This is a genomic window from Pseudoalteromonas sp. MT33b, assembly GCF_014117385.1.
GTDB lineage: Bacteria > Pseudomonadota > Gammaproteobacteria > Enterobacterales > Alteromonadaceae > Pseudoalteromonas > Pseudoalteromonas lipolytica.
The window spans coordinates 79,548-102,090 of the sequence record NZ_CP059831.1; the positions used below are offsets into that span (position 1 = coordinate 79,548).

Sequence of the window (22,543 nt, forward strand, 5' to 3'; positions counted from 1 at the left end):
TCCTACTTCACGGTTACAGTTAACATCGCAACAGGGTTAAGCCATCTGTGTACTGTATTATTAAGATCACTGATACCCGCTTCGAGGTCGTCATCACCTAAGTTACCTGGATGAATGTGTACCATGGTATTGTTTTCGTTACTTGTTACACCACTTGCTCCACTACCAGCATTCCCACCAGGTGCCGCAGGAATACCTAAAACACCTAACGCACCCGCACCCTCAACAACACGTTCATCATTGGCTTCTGTACCCGCATCATAAGCATTTAAATACACGGTGTAAGTTCCTGCTTGCGATGGAATCATCCAGCTATCTAAGCCGACAAAACCATCATTGGTGGGGAGTAACATTGCAGTTAGCGATAAATAATTGTTGCCATCGCTGGTGGTTAATGTGGCCATAGTGGAACTGGTAGGCGCTAATAAGCCTTCTGCAGGATTCGCAACCATGTCACTACTTGCAGCAGTCGCTTCATTAATTAAAGGCTCTAAATTTCCGCCTTCAGCCATTGTTTGTAATGCCGTTGAGGCAGGCATTGCTACGTTAAATAACTTATGTTCACTGTTGTGGGCTGCAATGAGCACTGGGGTAAAATGTAACCCTTGGGTGAGGTTGGTCAGTTTAATGTCCGGTTCAGCCGCTTGGCCTAAAAAACTAGTCAAAGCGCTGGCTGCTAACATTGATAAAGGTAAAGCTTTCATTGTTCTTTCCTGTTTTTGATGATTTAAAAACAGTATCAAAGCGCAATATCAAGAAAGCCTCACGAAGTTATCACTTTTTTATCACAGCAAATTAAGTAGCCGTTCAAGGGCGTATACATCTTCGCCATTTTCTTCTTGAATCAGTCGGTTATCTTCATCGAGTAGCAATAGGCGAGGAATCCCTTTGTTTGCATAGGCATTATAAATTGTGCGATTTTCATCACTGATAAGCGGATAGTTAAGATGGTAGTCACGTTTAAACTGTGCCAACGACGTGGAATTTTCTTCACGGCCAATCGCAATAATTTGCAGTTCAGAATTATTGACCCATGGACTTGCTTGTAATTGCTCAATAGTACGCTGAGAATCAGCGCACCAGGTGGCAAATAAAATAATTAGTTTTTTCTTATTCTTAAGTTGTACGATATAGTTTTCAATATCAGTAAATTGGCTATGTTTAAATGATTCGCCTGGTTTAATAAACGTGACGTAATCGTTTTGAGGTAACGCTGGGGCCGTAGCTTGCTTTGCTCCGTTTGAAGAACAAGCGGTTGCTAGAAAACTACAAAGTATCAGTGTTATGCGTGTTTTTTTCATTTGCATCGTGAGCGTTTAATTTTTAATCTGCCCTCATAATATAGGCAAATGAAAAACGAAAACAATACAACAAGGAGATAAAATGGAAGATAATCAAAAAGTTGAATTAGTAGAATGTAATAAAGAGCAACGCACTTGGGCGATGTTATGCCACTTAAGCTCGTTTGCAGGGCTGTTGATCCCCTTTGGTTCCGTGATTGGTCCGCTTATAGTGTGGCTTGCTAAAAAGGATGAAATGCCATTAGTCGCCGAGCATGGCCGTAAATCACTTAATTTTCAATTAACCATGATGATCGCCTACATCGTGAGTTTTTTACTTATCTTTGTAGTGATTGGCGTGATTTTACTGCCTGTGATTGCGGTGTTTGCTTTTATCATGGTGGTGGTCAGTGCTATTAAGGCCAATGATGGTAAAGACGTTAACTACCCGTTGAGTATTGAATTTATAAAATAATGGGATTGCAATATACTGTTAAAGCTCAGTAACCGTGCTGAGCTTGTCTTTTTTGGTGTGCAATGGCCTATTTATCACTTTTTTTTACTGCTTTTATTTCAGCCACCTTATTACCGAGCTCCTCAGAATTAGTCATGACAGCGATGGTAGCCAAAGGCAACTACGTTTTATGGTTACTGTGGCTTAGTGCCACCTTAGGCAATGTGTTAGGGAGCTGTGTAAACTATTGGTTAGGAACACAAGTTTTACGTTTTAAAAACCGTAAATGGTTTCCGGTGTCTGAAAAATCAATTAAAAAAGCAGAAACGCAATTTAACAAGTACGGCATATACAGTTTGTTGTTTGCATGGCTGCCTGTTGTGGGCGACCCTCTGACAGTGGTTGGGGGAATATTTAGAGTTAAATTTTCTGTGTTTTTGATATTAGTTGCCCTTGGCAAAGGCGCACGTTATTTAGCCGTGCTTGCCTTTGCGGTTGGGCTAGAAGGGTTGCTTTAGTCTTTTTGCCAGTCAAGTGTGAGTGACACAGAGTCAGCAAAGCGAAGAGCATGAGGTTTATCAACGCGCACTTTAGCGTAATGAACGCTCTGGTGCTCATGGCAAATTGCCAGTATCTCTGCAACGAGTTTTTCTAAGAGTAAAAAATGCCCTTGCTCCACAAGACTGATCACCTCTTTAGTGATGGTTTTATAGTTGAGCGCTTTATCAACGGCATCTGTTTCACATGCTTGGTCAGCCGGGTAGTGAATTTCTAAGTTGATCACCACATCCTGCTTTTTTTCCCGCTCGTCTGGGTTAAAACCAATAAAGGTTCTCAGTCTTAAATTCGTTACATTAATAATTGCATTGGCCATAATTACCCTCTAACTAGTTGTAAAAACTCGTTACGGGTTTTTGGATCAGCCCTAAAGTTGCCAAGCATCACTGAGGTGCGCATGCTTGAGTTTTGTTTTTCAACGCCACGCATCATCATGCACATGTGTTTCGCTTCAACAATCACCCCCACGCCTTTTGCTCCAGTGACTTCTTCAACTGCTTTCGCTATTTGATGAGTAAGTTGCTCTTGGATTTGAAAGCGACGTGCAAACATATCAACAATACGTGCAAACTTTGATAAACCAAGTACTTTACCATTTGGAATATAAGCAATGTGGCAACGACCAACAAAGGGTAGCAAGTGATGCTCACACATTGAGTAAAGTTCAATATCTTGAATTAATACCATGTCATCAGCATCTGAGGTAAACACCGCGTTGTTGGTAATTTCATCTAACGTTTGACGATAGCCTTTTGTTAAATATTCCATCGCCTTTGCGGCACGCTTAGGTGTATCTAGTAAGCCTTCGCGTTGAGGGTCTTCGCCTACAGCGCTAATAATGCCTTGGTAACTCTTTTTTAAATCATCGTGCATAGGTTTCTCAATAATTCGTTATTTTAAATGTCTGCCACCATCAACGGGCATCGAACGGCCTGTGATGTAATGACTGTTAAGTAGTAGCTCTACACTGTTAATAATTTCGGCGCAGCCGGGCTCAATACCCATCAACGATTTTTTCAATGTTTTGGCTTTGTATTCGTCGCTATCGTGTTCATTAAAAATGATGAGTGAAGGGGCGATAGCATTGACCTTGATTGCTGGGGCAAATTTTGCAGCAAATGATTTTGTTAAGTTATCAAGCGCGGCTTTACTCGCAGAATAAGCAAGGTGTTTAGGGCTGCCTTTTTCAACTACGTAATCAGTAAGATGAATAATATCGGCAGGGTGTCCTGTGTTTTTTTGATAATTAAGTAATAAGTCTGCCGAAGCGAGATTTATTAAATAGGGGGCTTTCGCGTGAATGCGCATCATGTTGTCGAACAGGGCAGCATAATCGTGATTATTTGCTTCGCAGTCCCAGCTTGAAGCGTTGTGAATAATTGCTTTAAGCTGGTTTGTGTGACTTTTTAATTGTTCAATAAAGTGCGCAATTGCTTCGTCGTTATTAAAATCTGCATGAATGCAGGTTGCCCCTTTTCCAGCAAGTGTATCAATCGCTTCATGACGTGTGCGATAAGTGACAATGATTGCTTGCCCTTGTGCTAAAAAGTGCTCTGCTAAAGCAAGTCCTATACGTTGACCTGCACCAGTAATTAAAATGGGCGATGACATAAATTAATATAAATCCTTAGACTTTTTAATGCGATAAGGTATGCATTAAGAGTACGTTACTGTAACAACTATAAACCAAATTACAGAACTATTTCATCTTTACTGCAATCATGTAAGCAAAACTTTTACGTATCTAATCTCTATATAGATCATTTGCTGAACTTCAAGAGTCAGGCATAATAATCGCACTCGAGATTCTTCTAGCTGCTTATGTTTGCTTTTTTAAGGTCATGGCATTGGTTACGGTTTATGCCATGGCTGTTCATTATCAGTGTGTACTGTTCCTTATTATTATCTCAAGGAGCCACCGGGCTAATGGGTCACTTTATGGCGCAATTGAGTATTGCCGCCACGATGGCTCTCGGATCCTTTGTTGCCGGAGGTACGGCATTAGGGGGCGGTGGCGTTTCCTGTGATGACCAAAGTATTAGCAATAGAGCCTGCAACAGCTAAAGTTTTCTCTCTAGCGATTCAAAGTTTTGGTATGACAGCCGCGGCTTTAACAATTATTTTTGGTCGTATTGCCTATTACAAGCACGTGGTGTTGATTGCTGCGCCTTTGGCAATTGTGGGCGCTATTTTTAGCTTACTGTTTATTGCAGATTACGTGCCTCGCTTAGTCGTGAAAGGGGTATTTAGTTCACTACTGTTGTGTTTTGCGCTCACATTAGCGTGGCGTATTTACCGACGAGCCCAGCATATTTGCAGTCAAACTGATATTACCGTGAATAAAGCGCGAGTGGCGCTGGTGGCTGTTATTGGTGGCATTGCATCGGGGTTAGTTGGTTCAGGGGCTGATATTGCCATATTTGCACTGCTCGTCATTGCATACAATGCGAATATTCAACGTGCGACAGCAACCACGGTGATTATAATGGCGTTGACTTCGGTGGTGGCCAGTTGTGTAAACTATTTCTTTCTTAACGTAGTTACTGCGCAGGTTGAAGCGTATTTATTAGCCGCGATCCCTGTGGTTGTGCTTGGTGCGCCATTGGGGGCGTATGTGTGTGCGCGGGTCAAAAGCGGGCAATTAATAGGCTTTTTATTGCTGTTAATTGCCCTTGAAGTGTCATTTACGGTTTATGAGCTGTTAAATGCAGTTTAAAGCGCGTCGTAAACAGTGGGGATAGCTTGGCGTTTGTGCTGTGTACGCAGGTAAATCGCCGTTAGTTTTTGCTCTACTTCACTGCTCACATCTTTCCCTTCTAAAAAGTCATCAATTTGCTCATACGTTAAGCCGAGCGCCTCTTCGTCGGTTAAACCTGGGCGGTCACATTCTAGGTCGGCTGTTGGTACTTTGTGTACGAGCAGTGCTGGGGCACCTAAGTGCTCGGCAAGCGCTCTAACTTGACGTTTCGACAGACCAAACAATGGCGCAAGGTCGCATGCACCATCACCAAATTTAGTGTAAAACCCTGTGATATTTTCAGCACTGTGATCTGTGCCTACAACGAGGCCTTGGCAAAAACCAGCAATTTCGTATTGCGCGACCATACGTTGGCGAGCTTTAACGTTACCTTTAATGAAATCGATTTTTGCTTGTTCAGGCAATTCACCCCCAGCGCCGATGACAGCCGCCATAGCTTGCTCATGCATGCCATCCACAGCGGCTTTAATATTAACGGTCATGCGCTTGCTGGGTTGAATAAAGTCAACGGCCATTTGCGCTTCGTCTTCATCGGCTTGAATACCGTACGGTAAGCGCACAGCAATAAATTGATACTCGTTGGTGTTATGCTCTTGGTTCAATTCATTCACGGCTAATTGACATAAACGGCCACAGGTTGAAGAGTCCACACCGCCACTAATACCTAATACTAGCGAGCGCGAGTGCGCAGCAAGCAGTCGGCTTTTAAGAAAGTTGACGCGTCGAGTGATCTCCGCTTTTACGTCAATCGTGGGTTGGACTTTCATTTCTGCCAGAATATCGGCACGCATGGTAGAGCTCCTATTTATGTTATTTTTGGCGTTGAATCTAGGGGTATTATGTTACGGGTCTGCTTTTTATTAAAGCCCTAAATGTGCTTTTATAGTGTCTATATGTCGCTTAAGTTCGTCGATCTCAGCCCGTAATTGCTCAACTTCATCGACACGATCGTGTTCAGGCTCTGCTGAATGCGTTATTTCATGTACACTTTGTGGATCAACAAATAGATGTTGATAACGGCTTTCGCGTTTACCGGGCTCACGCGCTAAGCGAGTAACATACTCTTGCTCAATTAGATAGTTTAAAGCGCTTTCGACCTCATTGACGCTTGCAAACTCAGCAAGGCGATTACTGCGCGTTCTTAATTCGCCCGGCGTCTGTGCGCCGCGTAGTAATAACAAGCAAATAATGGCGCGTTGCTGCTCGGTAAATTGCAAGCTGCCGAATTCAGTATTACAAAAACGGTGCGCGTACTTATTCACGCGACCCGACAGCCCCTCATCAACAGTGACAAGGCGTAATGCAATTAACTCATCAAGCGTGTCTTGCACATCGGCTTCAGTAAGAGAGAGCACAGGTTCCCGATTTGATTTTTGATTACAGGCATTGGTTAATGAATTTAAAGACAGTGGATAATGTTCGGGTGTTGTACTTTGTTTTTCGAGTAAACAGCCAATAACGCGTTGTTGATTAGGAGATAATTGCATTGTTTTACTCTCTTTCTTGGTGGGTGTCTAACCACACGGATAGTTTTTTATTAAGTGAATCAAAGTTTAGCGGCTTGGTTAAATAATCATTCATACCGGCGTTTAAACAGCGCTCTTTATCGCCTTGCATCGCATTAGCTGTAAGCGCAACAATACTAACTTCGCGATGTGCTGTGCCTGCATCGCCGTTACGAATTGCCCGTGTCGCTTGGTAACCGTCCATTTCAGGCATTTGACAATCCATTAAAATTAATTCGTAGGGCATATGTTCTCGGTTTGCTATTTTTGCAATTGCCTCAAGGCCATTTTCGGCAATGTCAAAGCTAATACCGGCTTGTTTTAGCAGCGCGCCTGCAACCATCTGATTTACTTTATTATCTTCAACTAACAATATTTGCGATGCCGAATTTACAGTGTACGTTGCTACTTTTTTTACTAAGGTTTCTTTATTGATTTGTTGCTGCTCGATATATTTATCGTTAGCAAGAGAGTTAAACAAATCAGAGGGCGTTAATGGCTTAAAGATAATACTCTCAACTTTCAGTGTTTGTCTTGTTTGTTTTTCTGTCAGACTCATCGGGGCCATTAAAATGCGTTTACAGCGGGTTGCATTAAAATGTGTTTTAAAGGCCTGTTTTTCGGCTGCACTTGCTTGCATATACAGTTGATAATCAACAAAAATGGCGTCGCAACGTTGACCATTTTGTTGTTTGGCGCGATTTAATAAACTGGCCATGTCGTTTATTTCTTCGACTTCTGCGCCCCATAATTGCAGCTGCTTTTTGGCAATATTACTGCTTAGAGTACAGCTGTCGGCAATTAATATCTGTTTTTTATCAATGATATGGCTAGGCTCGAGGGACTGTTTTTTATAATCTAATTTTACCTTAATGGAAAAGTTAAAGGTGCTGCCTTCGCCATAAGAACTAACCACATTGACATCACCCTGCATCAACTTACACAGCTGCTTTACAATAGCAAGACCCAAGCCCGTGCCACCGTATCGGCGCGTGGTTGAAGCATCGGCTTGGGTAAATGAATCAAATAATGTGGCTTGTTTTTCAGGTTTAATACCAACCCCAGAATCAACGACAGAGCAATCTAAATACATCGCATCGTCAATCTGTTTGACCGTCGCAATGACGATTATTTCGCCATCTTTTGTAAATTTAATCGCATTTCCGAGTAGGTTATTAATAATTTGTCGAATACGATTAGGATCGCTAACAATAAATTCATGAGTAATTTGGGTGGCATCAAGCACAAGCTTGGTATTGTTTTGCTCTGCTTTAATCGCAAATGACTCAACGGTGTCACCCAGTAGTTTTGATACATTAAAGCTAATATTTTCAATATCTAATTTGCCTGCTTCAATTTTCGAGAAATCTAAAATATCGTTGATAATATGCAATAACGACTCAGCAGATGATTGTGCTAATTGAATATGATGATTTTGTTGGCTATCTAACTTGGTTTGCTTGATGATATTAAGCATCCCAATTACGCCATTCATGGGCGTGCGTATCTCATGACTCATACTGGCTAAAAACTCACTTTTAGCTTTAACAGCCTGCTCTGCGGCTTCTTTCGCTTGCACCAGTTGTTGCTCGGTTTCTATACGACGTTGGCTGGCATGTAGGCTACCAATCAGAGCAGCCACGGCAATTAAAAAGCTTTCTTCGTTTTTACTCCATTGCTGGCGACTATGGCACTTTTCAGCACATACCACCCCCATAGTTTTACTGCCTGTAGGAATAATCACCGTAAGCAGAGAGCGAATATCAAACTTATCAAGGTAATCCGTGTATAAGTCTTTAGTAAAGGGATGTTGTTGAGCATCGCTGGCGTTAATAACGGCATTATTGTTAATGGCATCAAAATAGTTTTGCACCTCAATCTGCTGCAAACAGATGGGGTCACTAAATTGTGGGTTGCTCTGATCATGAATAGCAAAAGTGTTGAGTGACTGCCTATCGTCGCTAAACAACCAAATACTTGCACGGTCGACATTGAGCGCATGGCAAATTGCTTGCACAATTACATGCTTAGACAAGTTTAAGTTGCCAGTCAGGACTGCATCATTCACGGTTAAAGATGCTAAAATTTCGTTGTGTAGTGCTATTTTCTGGTTTTCAAGTTCGATTAGTTTGCGCGCATCTATATCTTGAATTGAGCCAAATAGCTTGATGCATCGACCATTCTTATGCTCAGCCTCACAGTGGACTAAAACCCAAACCGCATCACCTTTTGCATTAATAATTTGAATTTGTGTTTCAAAGCTCTTGCCATGTTTAAGCGCCTGCTCGTAAAGGTGGCGAATTTTGTCGCGGCTAAAGCCCGCTTTAAAACCGTTAAAATTGGTAGGCCATTCAGGTTGTTTATTTATCGGATAGTTAAATATTTGCTTGGTCATATCTGACCAATACATGTTTTTGGTTTCAAGATTAAAAGACCACGCGCCGATTTTGGCAAGACTACTCATGGTTTCAAGCATTCGTTCGCTTTTGTATTGTCGTTCTAGCATTTTTAAGAAAAATAGCGATGCGCTAGCAAATAACGCACAAACCAAAATTATGGCTATCCTAAGTGGCCATATTGTTGAACTAGGAGGGCTCCAACCTGCTTTTGGCGCCGCATACATGCGCCATTCACCACCCGGAAATGTAATACTGAAACTGAGTGGCGTGTTCTCTAAAATATGCTTTTGACCATAAAAGAATTCACCGTGTTGGCCTTTGCCGTTTCGCCCTTGTAGTGCTATGTCGTAATGATTACCTAATGAGACCAAGCCAGAGTTGGTATAGATCTTATTAATATCGAGCACCACCGAGAGTAAGCCCCAAAATTTATGGTCAGGTGGCATAAAAACAGGCATTCGGGCGACTAATGCGTGGCCACCTTGCACCAATTCTAATGGGCCCGCCATGACAATGGTATTCTCGTCACGTGCTTTAATGGCATCATCGCGCTGTGCTGCATTCTCTAAAAAGTTAAGGCCAATCGACTTTTCGTTACCTTCTAGCGGGTAGCCCATACGAATAACCATATCGGGCGCGCCACCAATATTTCTAAGCTCTGAAGAGGTCTCAAATAGAGGGGCTGCAATTTGTGCAAAGCGTGTTTGATCAAGGTTGGGCTCGGCAGCAACCGCGACAGCAAGGCCACGAACAAGCTGGATATTTGAAATGAGGATTGATTCAAGTTCAGCACGGTAGGCGCTTAATTTAGCCAGTTCTTGAGAGCGAAAGGCGTCTTTTCCGCGGTTGTAATTAATGTGATCTAATACAAAACCAATCAATACAATTAGCGCGAGCGAAAACCAGAAAGCGAGCCTGAGTTTTCTTAGCTTTTTATTGTCGTTTTCAGTCGCTAGCGGCATAAGTCTTATTGCGTATTATACTATCTTCCTACTATAGACAATTTCTGTCGTAATTAACAATGGACAATTGAGCTGTCCACGTTAAATTTAATTATTTGTATCGTAACACTATTTTTTCACAAAGCACGGGTTACTATACCCATGTATTTGTTACTTTCGCGCAAGGAATTTGGGCATGTTTAAGATAATCAAATGGTTACTAATAAGCTTACTTATAGTGGGGCTACTCGCTACGGGGATCACTTATGGTGTGTTGAATTTAAGTTTACCTGCTTTAGATGGTCGGGGAACCAGCTCGGCAATTACCCACTCAGTAAAAATTGAGCGCGATAAGCTGGGGCAAGCCGTAATTCATGCTCAAAACCGTTTAGATGCCGCTTATGCACTTGGCTTTGCGCATGGGCAAGATCGCTTTTTTCAAATGGATTTATTGCGTCGAAACGCAGCAGGGGAACTGAGTGAGCTATTTGGAAAAGCAGCTCTAGGCCTTGATAAAAAAATGCGTTTTCATCAATTGCGACAACGCAGCCAAATTATGCTCGCACAATTACCGGATAAAGATCAGGCTTTATTAAAAGCTTATACAGCGGGAGTCAATGAAGGGCATGCACAAGTTGGTTTCGACAGTTTTGAGTATATTTTAACGGGCGCAGAGGCCAAGCCTTGGCAAAGTGAAGACAGTTTACTGATTATTTTTAGTATGTACTTAGATTTGCAAACGGCAACCTTTGAGCGTGATAAAACACTGATTGAAATTGAACAACGGTACGGTAATGCAATGGTTGAATTTATAACTCAACCGAGTCCCTATCAAGCCGCGCTAGATAACAGTAAATTAGCCCCATATTCAGGCAAGATTCCCGCATTAAATGAGCCGCTGTGGGCGATGACTCACATTGATGAAAACCAAGAAGTAGGCAGTAATAACTGGGCAGTAACAGGCGATTTAACCGCCACAGGGTCGGCCATGTTATCGGATGATATGCATTTGTCGTTTGCTGTGCCAATCATTTGGTATCGCGCGCAATTGAATTACCCATTAAAGGGAGAAATGCAGCAAATTACAGGGGTATCATTACCGGGAGCGCCCGCTATTGTTGTGGGCACTAATAATAAAATCGCTTGGGGGTTTACCAATGGGTACCTCGACACTGCTGACTGGATTGCACTGGATGGAAAAGAAAAAACATGGCAAATCGACGAACCCATACTCTTAAATGATGGCAGCACTGAGCATTATGCATTAACGATGAGTGAATATGGCCCTGTGACAGAGATTAACGGTAAGCCATACGCCTTAAGCTGGGTTGCCCATCATGATTATGCTGTAAACATGGCGCTTTTAAAGCTTGAGCAAGCGCGCAATGTCGATGACGCTTTATCGCTTGCAGAGTATGTTGGTATTCCGGTGCAAAACCTCATGGTGGTTGATGATAAGGGCAGTGCAGCATGGAAAAATATGGGGGCAATTCCAGCACGTAAAGTGCCTCATCAGCTTGCGGTATCGGAGCAAGATTACTCACCCAAATGGCATGATAATGAAACCGATCGCCCCTTTGTTAAAAACCCTGAGAGTGGCCGCCTTTGGACGGGTAATTCACGTGTTGTTTCTGCAGCAGACCATGCGCGTTTTGGTAATGGAGCGTATGCGATGGGGGCTCGTTCAGCGCAAATTCGCGATCGCTTATTTGAAAAACAACAGTTTAACGAACAAGACTTTTATGACTTACAACACGATAATGAAGCGCGCTTTTTAAAAGATTGGCATAATTTACTTGTTAATCAATTAACTGCTGCCGGTGATAAGTATGCTGTTTACTTAACAGCGCTTAACAACTGGCAAGCCTGTGCTTGTAGCGACTCAATAGGCTATACCTTAGTGAAACGTTATCGAGACGAAGTTATTAATAGCCTATTTAGTCCTCTTGAAAACACACTTAAGTTAGACGGCGGTAGCTTGAAATATGTAAAGCGTGATTTAGAGCCTGCGCTTCGGCAATTGATTGAGGAAAAACCGGCACACTGGTTAAATCCAAAGTACAGCGATTGGCAGCAGCAAATGTTGGCAGTATTCGATCACACCGTCGCTAAATTAACGAAGCAGTATGGCAATAATTTACATAGTTGGGAGTGGGGAAAAGTGAATCAATTGGTGATTGAACACCCATTCGCTAAGCAGATCCCAGTGCTTAAAAAGCTGTTGAATATGCCAACGGCTCCGGGGTTTGGCGATACTTTTATGCCCGCAGTACAAGGTCGAAGTTTTGGCGCATCACAGCGCTTTATCGTACAGCCAGGTTATCTAGAAAATGCGATTATGGCGATTCCTGGAGGTCAGTCAGGTCATCCTTTATCGGAGTTTTACCGTGCAGGGTTTAATGATTATGTGTCTAGCGAGTTGACGCCACTGTTGCCGCAAAATATCGTACACAGTATTACGATTAACGCGGTTAACTAACGGCGTCAACGTTATTAAATACGCTACTTTGTCCGGTCGCGATGGTGGTTTTATTTCGCCCTGAGTGCTTGCTTTTATACAATGCGGCATCTGCTTGTTGCAGCATGCACTCAAGCGACGCTAACGGTTGCCATTCAATAAGGCCAAAACTCATCGTGACGGTTAATTCAGGAAAGTCTTGATGCGGTTCAATGGCTGCAATTTGCTGGCGTAATGCTTCGACTTTGGCAAAGGCTTGTTGTTGATTGGTGTGCCCTAGTAGTAACAAAAACTCTTCTCCTCCCCAGCGTACCGCAATATCATTTTCAGTTAAAAAAGCACGAATAGCGGCAGAAATATTCAACAATATGGTGTCGCCTTTATCATGGCCGTAGCTGTCATTTATATTTTTAAAGTGATCAATATCAGCCATAACTAAGCAGAGGTTATCAGCGTTCTCAATGCTTTTTTTATGGGCTGCTAGGATGAGTTTTTTTGCAAAACGACGGTTATACAATTTTGTAAGTGGGTCACGAGAGGCCATTTCTGTCAGCTCTATTCGCTGTGATATCGTTATTTCTCTAATTAAGCCAATGCCATATACCATGGGTAATCCAGCGATAATGATGTTGATCACATTGATATGAGGAATGAGTTCAGGGTAGGAAAAGGTATAGGTTACTTCGGCAAAAAAGACGTATAACAAAGCAAAGGTGATGATCATTAAAAAGCTATAAATAGCAGCGCGTTTTAACGGCAATTGATAGTCGATCATTAAAATACAAGAAATTGTCCATAAATAAAATTGAAACCCTGCGCTGAGTCCCAGTGTTGCACATACCACCACTGCATGAATGAGCACTTCGAGGCAAAATACTCTCAGCGCTAATGAGGTTAATCCTTGGTTTATAAGAAAGATGCCACCGCCCCAAGCAAAAACACTTAATACGTTTACTATGGCAAGCGTATTGGCTCCAATGTGGGCAAAGGCTGGTATTAATAAGGCATGAACTGCTAACGCAAAATAAGCAATTCTAGAAATGATGAGAAACTTTACATGTTCAATTTCTTCTAATCCAGTCTGCGTAGGTTGTTTAAGTAGATGTTTTATCAAACCAACCTCATAGATACAGACAGGGAGAATGTAAGTATAGATGATAATTTCAGCAGTGATCAGCTATTCTAGGTTATTCACATAGATAACAGTAAAAAAGTTCACAATTTGGGCGCAGGATTAAACACGTGTTCACCTGATATTTGCTAAGCTTAGGGTTTAGCATAACAAGCAAAAGATGCAGACTAGAATCAATTAGTTGAGAGAATAGTATGCACATTGCCGCTTGGTTTGTCCTCTCGTGCCTAAAAGGAGTATGTATGCCGGCAGAAAAAACGCATTTAGCGATCTGTAATTTAACGAAAGAGCAGTATCCACAAATAAAAACTTTAATGGATCAAGCCTATCCTGGGCTGGGGGGCGCGTGGCCAAGCCATACGATTTTCAGACTGATTGATCAATTTCCTGAAGGTCAAATCGGGATTGTGGATGATGGCGTTTTAGTAGGCATAGCACTGAGTGTGCAAGTTGATTATGCGCGTTTTTCTAACCCCCATACTTATGAAGATATTGTTGATGGTCATGACCGTGTCTTTAGTGATCCAGAAGGCGATGCGTTATACGGATTAGATGTGGTTATTTCATCGACCCACCGAGGTATGCGACTCGGTCGTCGTTTATATGACGCACGTAAAGAGCTTTGTCGTCAGTATAACTTACGCGCTATTTTAGCGGGCGGGCGAATTCCACGTTATTACAATCACAGCAGTGATATGTCGCCAATGGAATACATTGAGAAAGTTGATCACAAAGAATTATATGATCCGATTCTCAGTTTCCAGCTTTCGAATGATTTTCAGGTAAAGCGACTGCTAAAAAAATACCTACCTGAAGACCAAGAGTCAGTGGGCTACGCTACGTTGTTAGAGTGGAATAACATTATGTTTGAACCCACTGATACTGTGCTTGAATCAACTAAATCTATAGTGCGTGTAGGGGCTGTACAATGGCAAATGCGCTGTGTTGACTCGGTAGAAGAACTGCTAAAACAAGTTGAATATTTTGTGGATACAGTGTCTGACTATAAAAGCGACTTTATTTTATTTCCAGAGTTCTTTAATGCGCCAATAATGGGCTTAACTGAGCAAAGCAATCAAACAGAAGCGATCCGTTACTTAGCTGAGTACACCGAAACTTTTCGCGATGCGATGTCACGTATGGCTGTTGAATACAATGCCAATATTATTACCGGTTCAATGCCACTGGCAGAGGGCGATAAGATTTATAATGTCAGCTACTTGTGTCATCGAAGCGGTAAAATTGATGAGCAGCGTAAAATACATATTACGCCTCATGAACAAAACGACTGGGTTATTCAAGGCGGCGATAAAATTGCGGTATTCGAAACCGACGCGGGGCGTGTGGGGATCCAAATTTGTTATGACGTTGAATTTCCAGAGTTGTCGCGTATTTTAGCAAAACAAGGCCTAGATATTTTGTTTGTGCCTTTTTGGACAGACACTAAAAACAGTTATTTACGTGTGCGCCATTGTGCACAAGCGCGTGCTATTGAAAATGAGTGCTACGTGGTTATTGCTGGCTCTGTTGGTAATTTACCTGAAGTTGAAAGCCTTGATGTACAGTATTCACAATCGGCAGTATTAACGCCGTCAGATTTTTCATTTCCACACGATGCGACATTAAACGAAGCAACCCCAAATACCGAAATGCTGTTATTCAGTGATTTAGACATGGATAAGTTGAAGATTCTTCACAGCGAAGGAACCGTGCGTAACTTAAAAGACCGTCGTGAAGACTTGTACGATGTGATACTGAAAAAGAGAGACGACTAATGGCATGGCTATACTTAATTGTGGCGGGGTTATTAGAAATAGGCTGGCCTGTTGGGCTTAAAATGTCGCAAGATCAAGAAAGCCGCTGGTTAGGTATTTCGATTGCCGTGGCGTTTATGGTCGCCAGCGGGTTCATGTTATGGCTTGCACAAAAACAAATACCCATGGGGACATCTTATGCAGTATGGACAGGCATTGGTGCTGCAGGTACTTTTTTAGTGGGTATTTTGTTTTACGGCGATGCAGCCACATTTGGTCGCATCGCGGGTGTATTACTGATTATAAGTGGTGTGATCACGCTTAAAATCAGTCATTAAAAAAGCGGCTATTGCCGCTCTTTTAAGGAAGCATAACGAGTATAGCCGCGAGCGCAATTAACACGAGCCCTGCCGTGTCTTGGCGTTTTAGCGGCTGTTTAAGCCACAGTATTGATACCATTATGGTAAAGAACACCTCAATTTGCCCTAGCGTTTTCACATACGCAACATGCTGTAAACTCATGGCACTAAACCACCCTATAGACCCCAAACAACTACACACACTGACGGCAGTTGTCGTGCCTTTGTGTTGCCACATTTTTGCAAAGGTGTCGCGTTCTTTTAGCGCGATATAAAAACACAACATAACAGTTTGCAGACTAATAATAAGTACTAAAACCCATGCTGCAGAATGCGGAAAACTCAGTCCTGAGTTAAGACTTGCTTCGCGGATCCAAGATGATGAAAGCGCAAATGAAGTACCACAAGCCAATCCCAATAACGCGGTACCTAAGTTGAAGTGTTTGACATTGGCAATCCCACTGAGCAGTAAGACGGCAATGGCACCAATAAATACACCAAACCAACCTAATAAAGACAGCGCAGAACCAAAGAATAGCACTCCTAAAATGGCGGCCATTAAAGCTTCACTTTTAGCAAGCCCTGCTCCAACAGCAAAGTTGTTCATTTTAAACAGTTTAACCATTAAGCCGGTTGCGACAATTTGTACAACACTTGCACCAACAATATAACCAATAAAAGCAGGGTTGAAGTCGGGGAGTGCGGTTGCTTGATAACGATAAAGGCTCAATAAATACAGCGCTGCAATAGGACTTGCAACAATAAAACGTGCCAAAGTGACCCCTGCTACACTGACATGTGCGCTGAGTTTACTTTGTAATGCATTTCGCCACGACTGCATAAAGGCGGCAAAAATGGTTAAGAAAATCCAAGTCATATTGAAAATAAATTAATGGGGAGAGGCTGTTAGAGTAACAAAGCCGTGTTATAAGCGCATTAGCTTATCGATCAACTTGAGAAAAAATCAGCTGTGTTAGACGGTGTCGTTAAAGGTAGCGGCTTTTTTCTGTTTACGTTAGGGTAGGTGTATACAACAGAATAGGGAAGCGTTATGACAACATTAATACTGTGTGCACTCATTGCTGTATTATTGCCTTATTTAGCGAAAGCGCCCGTCGCATTTGCACAAAATAAGCTTGCGGGATACGACAATAAACACCCAAGAGAGCAGCAGAGCAAACTAACAGGATTTGGCGCTCGCGCGTTGGCTGCACACCAAAACAGTTTTGAATCTTTGATTGTTTTTGGTGTTGCTTTAGCGGTCGTTATGAGTACTAACAATGTGTATCACGTTACCGAAACATTGGCTGTTATGCATGTTGTTTCACGTGTTATGTACTGCATTTTTTACTATATAAACCAAGATATTCTGCGTTCATTGGTTTGGCTCGTTGGTTATGTTTGTGCCGTGGCGATGATTGCAGTCTGTTTATAAAAACCACAAAGCAAGCGGCTTAAAAAAGGCGCTTGCTTTAGGGTCTTTGGTGCTCGTTAATTACTTAGAGCTCACTTTAATTTTCTCAATTAAATCCTTCGCTTTAACGTTTTCATCCAAAGCAAAGTCGAGCTGCACGAGGACATTTTTATAGCCTGATTCAGTTGGCGCGTATTGCCATTTTTTTAGTGCGCGCTTAGCCTCTCGGTTAAATACATCCTCAGGCTCAGCACTCACAACACTGATATTGCTGGTGGCCCCGCTGGGTGAAATGTCGTATTTCAATACAACTGAGCCGCTTATTCCTTGCTCTACTGCCTGCACTGGATAGATAGGCTCTACACGCATCACAGCTTGGTAGTCTTTTTCTTTCTCTGCATTCACAGGCTGTTTTGCAATTGCAAAGCTACTAAGCATACCGGCCGCAAAAATAACAAGTGCTGTTTTTGCAATAAACGAGCTATTATCGAGTTGTTTAATTTGGTTGAGTCTTTGTAACATGGTGTTTTTATCTCCGTATTGTGAGTAAGCCATGAGTCCCACGGTGCTAAAGCTTGCACAATGCACTAATGCCTTGCTGTATAGAATTCGTTGTTCCGTTGATTTATCTTTTAGTACGTGTTCATCGCATGAAAGCTCTTGCAATCGACGCAGGCTGGCATAGCCCAACCAGGCGAGTGGGTTAAACCAAATTAACAAGGTGCCCATGAGCGCCAACGCGTTAATTAAATTATCTTTACGATGAATGTGGACACACTCATGCTCCAAAATAAGGGCTAAAGCATGCTGGTCGTAATTAATGTTGTAATTAGATGGCAGGACTAATTTGGTTTTTATCAGCCCAATGACTAAGGGTGAACTGACTTTTTCACTTTGATAAAAACGTAATCCTTTATAGTTGTCATTAGGGGTCGCTATTGGCTTTAATTTTAAGCGAGTGAGAAACTGATAATGAAAGTACACGGCACAGAGCATAAGTGTAATTGTTATTAGGCTATAAATAGTGAACCAGCTCAGTGATAGCTGTGGCGTCACTGGATTAGATGGGGTAATGGTAAACTGACTAATGAACTGATTGTGTATTGGTTTTAAATGATCAGGCAAATTTGCCAACATTAAACACGCAGGGAGTAATGCCCATAACGCATAAACAAGGCGAGCAGATACGTGGCTGAGGAGCTTTCGCTCAAGAAGGATAAGAAATAAAATAGCGCAAGAGATAAAGAGTTGCTGCTCTAATAGCCAATTAAAAAACGTTTCGAACATGACATCACCTTACTTTTGCTGCTTTTCCCAATCATTAATGACTTTTTTAAGCTCATCAATGTCGTTTTGAGAAAGTTGTTCAGACTTTGCAAAGCCGCTAACCAGCGGGGCTATACGGCCATTAAAGAAACGTTCAACAAAGCTTTGGCTTTCTTTTAGTGTGTACTCTTCACGCGCAATGCAAGGCGTGTAGTTATACAGTCGCCCTTGTTTTTCAAAGCTGAGTGCGCCTTTTTTAACTAAGCGGCTGAGTAAGGTTTTTATGGTTTTTTCGTGCCACTCTTTATCGTCACTTAAACGCTCAATAACTTGGCTGGCTGTCGCAGGATAATCGAGCCACACGGCATCTAATACTTCGAATTCTGCTTTTGAAAGTTCAATCATTTTATTGCCTACATATGTAATCTTTAATTAAAGATTACACCTGTAGTCAAATAATGCAAACTTTTTTTGTTAGATGATGTCTGTTTTTTCGATACGGGTTGTTTGCCCTTCTGCAAGGCCGAGCTGTTCGATAGATAAATTGGCAATTTCAATTCTATAAAGATCAATAACCTTGTAGCCACAATAGTGCGCCATTTTGCGAATTTGACGGTTAAGCCCTTGCCTTAAGATAATCATAAACTGCTGCTCATTTACTTGCGTTACTTCACACGGAAGAGTGATGTGTTTATCGACAGGCACGCCATGTGCCATTGTTTGGCAGAAAGTGTGATTTAACGGTTTATCGACCGTGACCAGGTAGCGTTTTGGCTGATGAAAGTCTGGGTGGATTAATTGGTTACAAAACTCACCATCATTGGTCAGTATTAACAGTCCGCGGGAGTCTTTATCTAAGCGGCCAATGGGGTAAACGCGGGTTTCGCTCGGTAAAAAATGGATAAGGCTCTGTGCATCGCTACGATTGAGTTTGCAATCAATGCCTACGGGTTTATGGTAAGCAAAATAAACCATTGGTGCTTTTCCTGTGATCGTCTGTCCTTCAACAATCACTTCATCTTCGTCGTTTACATGGTCAATATGATTTGCCGCTTGGCCATTAACCCTTACAACGCCTTGGTCAATTAAGCGTGAGGCTTGTTTACGAGAGCATATGCCAGCATGAGCAATATATTTAGCAAGCCGTACTTTTTCTACCATGGATGATTTTTGCACAATTAATTTGATCACAGTATACCAAATTCACGTATAGATAACTCTATACACAAAGAGGATTTCACATGGCGATTAAGTTATCTGAACTTGCAGCGCACCAACCACTGCAAAAAGTTATTGTGCACTCATTGGAAATGGCACTTTATCAAGTGTCTGTGGTTATCAATAATGTGGAGTACTATGTTACTGACGAGAAAGGCGAGTTTATCCGTGATTTGAGCCCGCTGCATATTCAAAAGCGACTTGATCATTTGAGCTATGGTGAGATGGTGTTACGTCATACCAGTGCGTACGATGAAATGTGTGGCCAGCCAGAAAAACTTGCGAGCAACATGCTAGAAGTCCCTTACGGAAAAAATCATTTATACTGAATACGTTAAACGCTTATACTGAGTCATAACATTTATAGGTATGCTATGTATCAATTAAAAAGTGATGACTCGGTAGAGCTAAACGATGAGCTAAGGGCGCATGTTGTTGCATTTAATAAGCAGCACTTTAATGCTGAACGCGTGCCGTTAGGTTTTAAATACGTGAATAAAAAGTGTGATACTGTTGCGGGTATTCATGGTTATGTATTTGGTAACTGGCTGCTGATAAGTTGGCTGTGGTGCGACGACTTTACACGAGGTAAAGGGCTTGCAACGCGTTTGCTCCATGAGTTAGAAACCAAAGCTATTGCGCTTGGGGCAACGGTCGCTCAACTCGATACGCTTGATTTCCAAGCTAAACCTTTCTACGAAAAAAACGGCTACCAAGTGGTGTACCAAATGGCAAATTATCCACTCAACGGCTGCCGTTATTTTATGGAAAAAAAGCTGTAGTTATTTTGCCTTTAGTACATTTTCTTCACTAAAGGTGATCCCCAAAAACGGCGTAGTCTCAGGTGCGAGCATAAATGTGCGTATATTCATGTGATCTTGGCCATCAGGGTGTTTAACAACGTCTTCACGGTAAAACGCGCCAAAACAATCGAGGGTGTTTTGTTTGCTGAGTTGATTAAGTTTGGCAAACGCGAAGATTTTACATGATCCATTATTCTCATTGGCTGAACTAATTAGTCCGTGATTATTGAAACCACTGGGCGTAAAGTCATAATGACGATCAATTACCGCCATTGTATCGGTAAACTCGATTAAATGGGGTGTTTCAGCTAATTTTTGTAAGAAGTCATTGAGTGTCATGTTTCGTCCTTAATAAATAGTCTTTGTTAACTCTAACTCATCCAGTTGCTGATTGATATTAAACTTAAATTTCTCTAAAAAGTTCATACCAAGTAGTCCGAAGCCCGTGTGATTGTTGATAACCAAAATATCAAAGTCATCAACTTTTTGCTGGCCTATGCGAAACGATTGTACTCGATAGCGTTGTGCTTCAACGAGCCCATTCGCCGTATTTACGTGTAAGGTGTCAATATAGCGTGCCGGTTCGCTGAGTGTATTCAATAGCGCTTGGTCAATAACGGTAAAGCTTGCTCCCGTATCAATCATGAGCGTGGCCTCAATCTCATTATTAATAACGCTACTAACAAGGTAATGCGCCCCTCGGGGAGTTAATTTTATTTTCTCAACGCCTGCCAAAGCATGCTGTATTTTTTGCCTAAGTTGGTCGGATTGTGTTTTAAAGGCATGGTTATTAGGTAACTGCTCTAAACTTATTTGACTCGCCACATAGTCACCTAAGTGGTAGTAAGCCAATGCATGAATATATAAGTAGTAGGCATGATAGGGCGCGTATTCTAACCATTGCTGGCTGTGTTCGAGCAATTGCTGCCAATGTTGTGTGTTAATTAAGTGATTGCTGTGTAAAGTAGTGAGCTCTTCTATTTGCTGAGTGAGGTCACTGTGCGGATTACTGTCTAATTGATCACTTAGCGCCATCAAATTAACAATACCCTGTTGTACATAACCTTGATTAATTAACCGTTTTGCATCGAGCTTTAACATGGCGGCATCGTATGGATGACTGTTTAAAAAGGCGCTTAGAAATTGCTCGCTGATATGCTCGTGCTGCTCTAGCAGCCATGTTTCAACGGTTTGTTGCCATGCATGTTTAAGTTGCTGTGCGTATTGCGGTGAATTGTCCTTGAGCTGCGAGTATGCGGCAACAGCCTTATCGAATTGTTGGTTATTAAACAATGTGATGGCGTGCTCAAATAGCTTAGGTTGAACAGCGCTATTAACCTGAGTTGCTGTAAATTGCTGTTTATCTGCTATCACCGTGGTCTCTTGACGACTGAGCTGCCAAATAAAGTAGCCATTAATGCTTAATGAGCACAGTAGTAAAAGTTTCAGCAGAGTATTCATTTATTTTGCCTAAAAATCTCAATGATTAGAGGATTACTTTAGCAACAACCGAGACCGTGTAAAAATAGTTACTCTTTAATTAAGTGATTTAATGCAAAAATATCTTCAATTTCAATATCCGCCAGCCCTTTGTATTGATAATTAGTCGCTTGGTTATTTAACCAAACACTCTGACAGCCCGCATTATTAGCGCCTTGTACGTCAGTGTCTAAGCTATCACCAATATGCAAAATTTCACTGTGAGCGACATTTAATAACTGCGCTGCGTTATTAAATAAAGCAGCGTGAGGCTTTGCTTTACCATGTGGGCCTGCTTGAAGCACTAACTCAAACACCCCATTTAGATTAAACTTTTCAACCTCGACATTGCCATTAGTAATCGCGATTAAGCGAAAATGCCTGCCAAGCTTTTCAAGTAATTCAAGCACATCATCAGCAACGGTTATTTGACTACGAGCATCTGCAAAGGCCTGATATGCTTGTTCGGCATGGTGTTTGGCAAGGTCGTGTTCAAAGCCAAGATCCTGCATTGCATATAACAGGGCTGCTTGTCGCCAACGAGTGACATCGTCAACCAAGGTTGTGTCTTGTTTTAATGCATTATCGCGACATGTCAGCCAGTAGTTCATACTGTCGGCAGGCCATTGCTCAATATTTGCTAAGTAGTCAGCTTGGGCTTGTAAGGCTGATTTTATGATTGGATGATTGTTGTATAAGGTGTCATCTAAATCAAAACTTAGAACAGAAACGGGCGATAAGGCACGATTAAATCGGATCATAATT

The 22,543-nt window shown here is 42.0% G+C and carries 25 protein-coding genes; 9 read left to right on the forward strand and 16 right to left on the reverse strand.

Annotated features, from left to right (window positions below; translation table 11 throughout):
* Window positions 1-2: 2 nt before the first annotated feature.
* Both H3302_RS00415 and H3302_RS00420 read right to left on the reverse strand, forming a co-directional pair.
* Window positions 3-704, reverse strand: a complete 702-nt coding sequence (locus H3302_RS00415; protein WP_182395939.1) for a spondin domain-containing protein — start codon at window positions 702-704, stop codon at window positions 3-5.
* An 81-nt stretch (window positions 705-785) separates the two neighbouring features.
* A complete protein-coding gene (locus H3302_RS00420) occupies window positions 786-1,301 on the reverse strand; it encodes a TlpA disulfide reductase family protein (RefSeq protein WP_182395941.1) in 516 nt (171 codons plus the stop codon).
* Between the two features lie 82 nt (window positions 1,302-1,383).
* Here H3302_RS00420 and H3302_RS00425 point away from each other — a divergent pair, with 82 nt between their 5' ends.
* Together H3302_RS00425 and H3302_RS00430 are read left to right on the forward strand one after the other, a co-directional pair.
* Window positions 1,384-1,755: a DUF4870 domain-containing protein gene (locus tag H3302_RS00425; protein ID WP_036974384.1), complete on the forward strand. Its 372-nt coding sequence runs from the start codon at window positions 1,384-1,386 to the stop codon at window positions 1,753-1,755.
* Between the two features lie 62 nt (window positions 1,756-1,817).
* Window positions 1,818-2,252 carry a YqaA family protein gene (locus tag H3302_RS00430; RefSeq protein ID WP_036974386.1) on the forward strand — a complete coding sequence of 145 codons (435 nt, stop codon included), beginning with the start codon at window positions 1,818-1,820 and terminating at the stop codon, window positions 2,250-2,252.
* Here H3302_RS00430 and folX read toward each other — a convergent pair.
* Genes folX through folM form a run of 3 tightly spaced genes read right to left on the reverse strand, consistent with a single transcriptional unit; the run spans window position 2,249 to window position 3,903 of the window.
* Window positions 2,249-2,608, reverse strand: a complete 360-nt coding sequence (gene folX, locus H3302_RS00435) for a dihydroneopterin triphosphate 2'-epimerase (RefSeq protein WP_036974387.1) — start codon at window positions 2,606-2,608, stop codon at window positions 2,249-2,251. The two genes, H3302_RS00430 and folX, sit on opposite strands and share 4 nt — an antisense overlap.
* Window positions 2,609-2,610: 2 nt before the next feature.
* Complete coding sequence (gene folE, locus H3302_RS00440; protein WP_036974389.1) at window positions 2,611-3,165, reverse strand: GTP cyclohydrolase I FolE; 555 nt, start codon at window positions 3,163-3,165, stop codon at window positions 2,611-2,613.
* An 18-nt stretch (window positions 3,166-3,183) separates the two neighbouring features.
* The gene (gene folM, locus H3302_RS00445; RefSeq protein WP_036974391.1) at window positions 3,184-3,903 is read right to left on the reverse strand and encodes a dihydromonapterin reductase; all 720 of its coding nucleotides are present in this window, start codon (window positions 3,901-3,903) and stop codon (window positions 3,184-3,186) included.
* Window positions 3,904-4,318: 415 nt separating this feature from the next.
* Here folM and H3302_RS00450 point away from each other — a divergent pair, with 415 nt between their 5' ends.
* The gene (locus H3302_RS00450) at window positions 4,319-5,008 is read left to right on the forward strand and encodes a sulfite exporter TauE/SafE family protein (RefSeq protein ID WP_259369872.1); all 690 of its coding nucleotides are present in this window, start codon (window positions 4,319-4,321) and stop codon (window positions 5,006-5,008) included.
* Here the strand turns inward: H3302_RS00450 and nadE are convergent.
* From nadE to H3302_RS00465, 3 genes are all read right to left on the reverse strand, one after another.
* Window positions 5,005-5,841, reverse strand: coding sequence for an ammonia-dependent NAD(+) synthetase (gene nadE, locus H3302_RS00455; RefSeq protein WP_180311279.1), 837 nt, complete (start codon window positions 5,839-5,841; stop codon window positions 5,005-5,007). The genes H3302_RS00450 and nadE overlap by 4 nt on opposite strands.
* A gap of 69 nt (window positions 5,842-5,910) precedes the next feature.
* Window positions 5,911-6,537 carry a YceH family protein gene (locus H3302_RS00460; protein WP_180311280.1) on the reverse strand — a complete coding sequence of 209 codons (627 nt, stop codon included), beginning with the start codon at window positions 6,535-6,537 and terminating at the stop codon, window positions 5,911-5,913.
* 4 nt (window positions 6,538-6,541) lie between these two features.
* Window positions 6,542-9,916 (reverse strand): response regulator, encoded by a 3,375-nt coding sequence (locus H3302_RS00465; protein WP_180311281.1) that lies wholly within the window; start codon window positions 9,914-9,916, stop codon window positions 6,542-6,544.
* A gap of 175 nt (window positions 9,917-10,091) precedes the next feature.
* Between H3302_RS00465 and H3302_RS00470 the strand changes: the two genes are divergently transcribed.
* Window positions 10,092-12,374 (forward strand): penicillin acylase family protein, encoded by a 2,283-nt coding sequence (locus tag H3302_RS00470; protein ID WP_180311282.1) that lies wholly within the window; start codon window positions 10,092-10,094, stop codon window positions 12,372-12,374.
* On the opposite strand, the gene H3302_RS00475 is transcribed toward H3302_RS00470, so the two are convergent.
* The gene (locus H3302_RS00475) at window positions 12,367-13,467 is read right to left on the reverse strand and encodes a diguanylate cyclase (RefSeq protein ID WP_230237321.1); all 1,101 of its coding nucleotides are present in this window, start codon (window positions 13,465-13,467) and stop codon (window positions 12,367-12,369) included. The genes H3302_RS00470 and H3302_RS00475 overlap by 8 nt on opposite strands.
* 260 nt (window positions 13,468-13,727) lie before the next feature.
* Here H3302_RS00475 and H3302_RS00480 point away from each other — a divergent pair, with 260 nt between their 5' ends.
* Together H3302_RS00480 and H3302_RS00485 are read left to right on the forward strand one after the other, a co-directional pair.
* Window positions 13,728-15,260, forward strand: coding sequence for a carbon-nitrogen hydrolase family protein (locus tag H3302_RS00480; RefSeq protein ID WP_036974402.1), 1,533 nt, complete (start codon window positions 13,728-13,730; stop codon window positions 15,258-15,260).
* Window positions 15,260-15,577, forward strand: a complete 318-nt coding sequence (locus tag H3302_RS00485) for a multidrug efflux SMR transporter (RefSeq protein ID WP_036974404.1) — start codon at window positions 15,260-15,262, stop codon at window positions 15,575-15,577. The genes H3302_RS00480 and H3302_RS00485 overlap by 1 nt, the downstream gene beginning before the upstream one ends.
* Before the next feature lie 22 nt (window positions 15,578-15,599).
* On the opposite strand, the gene H3302_RS00490 is transcribed toward H3302_RS00485, so the two are convergent.
* Complete coding sequence (locus H3302_RS00490; RefSeq protein WP_083633684.1) at window positions 15,600-16,475, reverse strand: DMT family transporter; 876 nt, start codon at window positions 16,473-16,475, stop codon at window positions 15,600-15,602.
* A 174-nt stretch (window positions 16,476-16,649) separates the two neighbouring features.
* On the opposite strand from H3302_RS00490, the gene H3302_RS00495 reads away from it, so the two are divergent.
* The gene (locus H3302_RS00495) at window positions 16,650-17,033 is read left to right on the forward strand and encodes an MAPEG family protein (protein ID WP_065978879.1); all 384 of its coding nucleotides are present in this window, start codon (window positions 16,650-16,652) and stop codon (window positions 17,031-17,033) included.
* Window positions 17,034-17,093: 60 nt separating this feature from the next.
* On the opposite strand, the gene H3302_RS00500 is transcribed toward H3302_RS00495, so the two are convergent.
* The 3 genes from H3302_RS00500 to H3302_RS00510 form a co-directional block, all read right to left on the reverse strand.
* Window positions 17,094-18,299: a M56 family metallopeptidase gene (locus H3302_RS00500; RefSeq protein ID WP_182395944.1), complete on the reverse strand. Its 1,206-nt coding sequence runs from the start codon at window positions 18,297-18,299 to the stop codon at window positions 17,094-17,096.
* A 9-nt stretch (window positions 18,300-18,308) separates the two neighbouring features.
* A complete protein-coding gene (locus H3302_RS00505; RefSeq protein WP_036974407.1) occupies window positions 18,309-18,683 on the reverse strand; it encodes a BlaI/MecI/CopY family transcriptional regulator in 375 nt (124 codons plus the stop codon).
* Between the two features lie 69 nt (window positions 18,684-18,752).
* Window positions 18,753-19,439 (reverse strand): pseudouridine synthase, encoded by a 687-nt coding sequence (locus H3302_RS00510; protein ID WP_075594412.1) that lies wholly within the window; start codon window positions 19,437-19,439, stop codon window positions 18,753-18,755.
* A gap of 80 nt (window positions 19,440-19,519) precedes the next feature.
* On the opposite strand from H3302_RS00510, the gene H3302_RS00515 reads away from it, so the two are divergent.
* A complete protein-coding gene (locus H3302_RS00515; RefSeq protein ID WP_036974408.1) occupies window positions 19,520-19,825 on the forward strand; it encodes a DUF6482 family protein in 306 nt (101 codons plus the stop codon).
* A 45-nt stretch (window positions 19,826-19,870) separates the two neighbouring features.
* On the forward strand, window positions 19,871-20,278 hold the full coding sequence (locus H3302_RS00520) for an N-acetyltransferase (RefSeq protein WP_065978881.1): 408 nt from the start codon (window positions 19,871-19,873) through the stop codon (window positions 20,276-20,278).
* Here H3302_RS00520 and H3302_RS00525 read toward each other — a convergent pair whose 3' ends face one another.
* From H3302_RS00525 to H3302_RS00535, 3 genes are all read right to left on the reverse strand, one after another.
* Window positions 20,279-20,638 carry a HopJ type III effector protein gene (locus H3302_RS00525; RefSeq protein ID WP_074989623.1) on the reverse strand — a complete coding sequence of 120 codons (360 nt, stop codon included), beginning with the start codon at window positions 20,636-20,638 and terminating at the stop codon, window positions 20,279-20,281.
* A gap of 9 nt (window positions 20,639-20,647) precedes the next feature.
* Window positions 20,648-21,760 carry a TIGR02281 family clan AA aspartic protease gene (locus H3302_RS00530; protein WP_180311283.1) on the reverse strand — a complete coding sequence of 371 codons (1,113 nt, stop codon included), beginning with the start codon at window positions 21,758-21,760 and terminating at the stop codon, window positions 20,648-20,650.
* A 68-nt stretch (window positions 21,761-21,828) separates the two neighbouring features.
* Window positions 21,829-22,539, reverse strand: coding sequence for an HAD-IA family hydrolase (locus H3302_RS00535; protein WP_180311284.1), 711 nt, complete (start codon window positions 22,537-22,539; stop codon window positions 21,829-21,831).
* Window positions 22,540-22,543 lie beyond the last annotated feature (4 nt).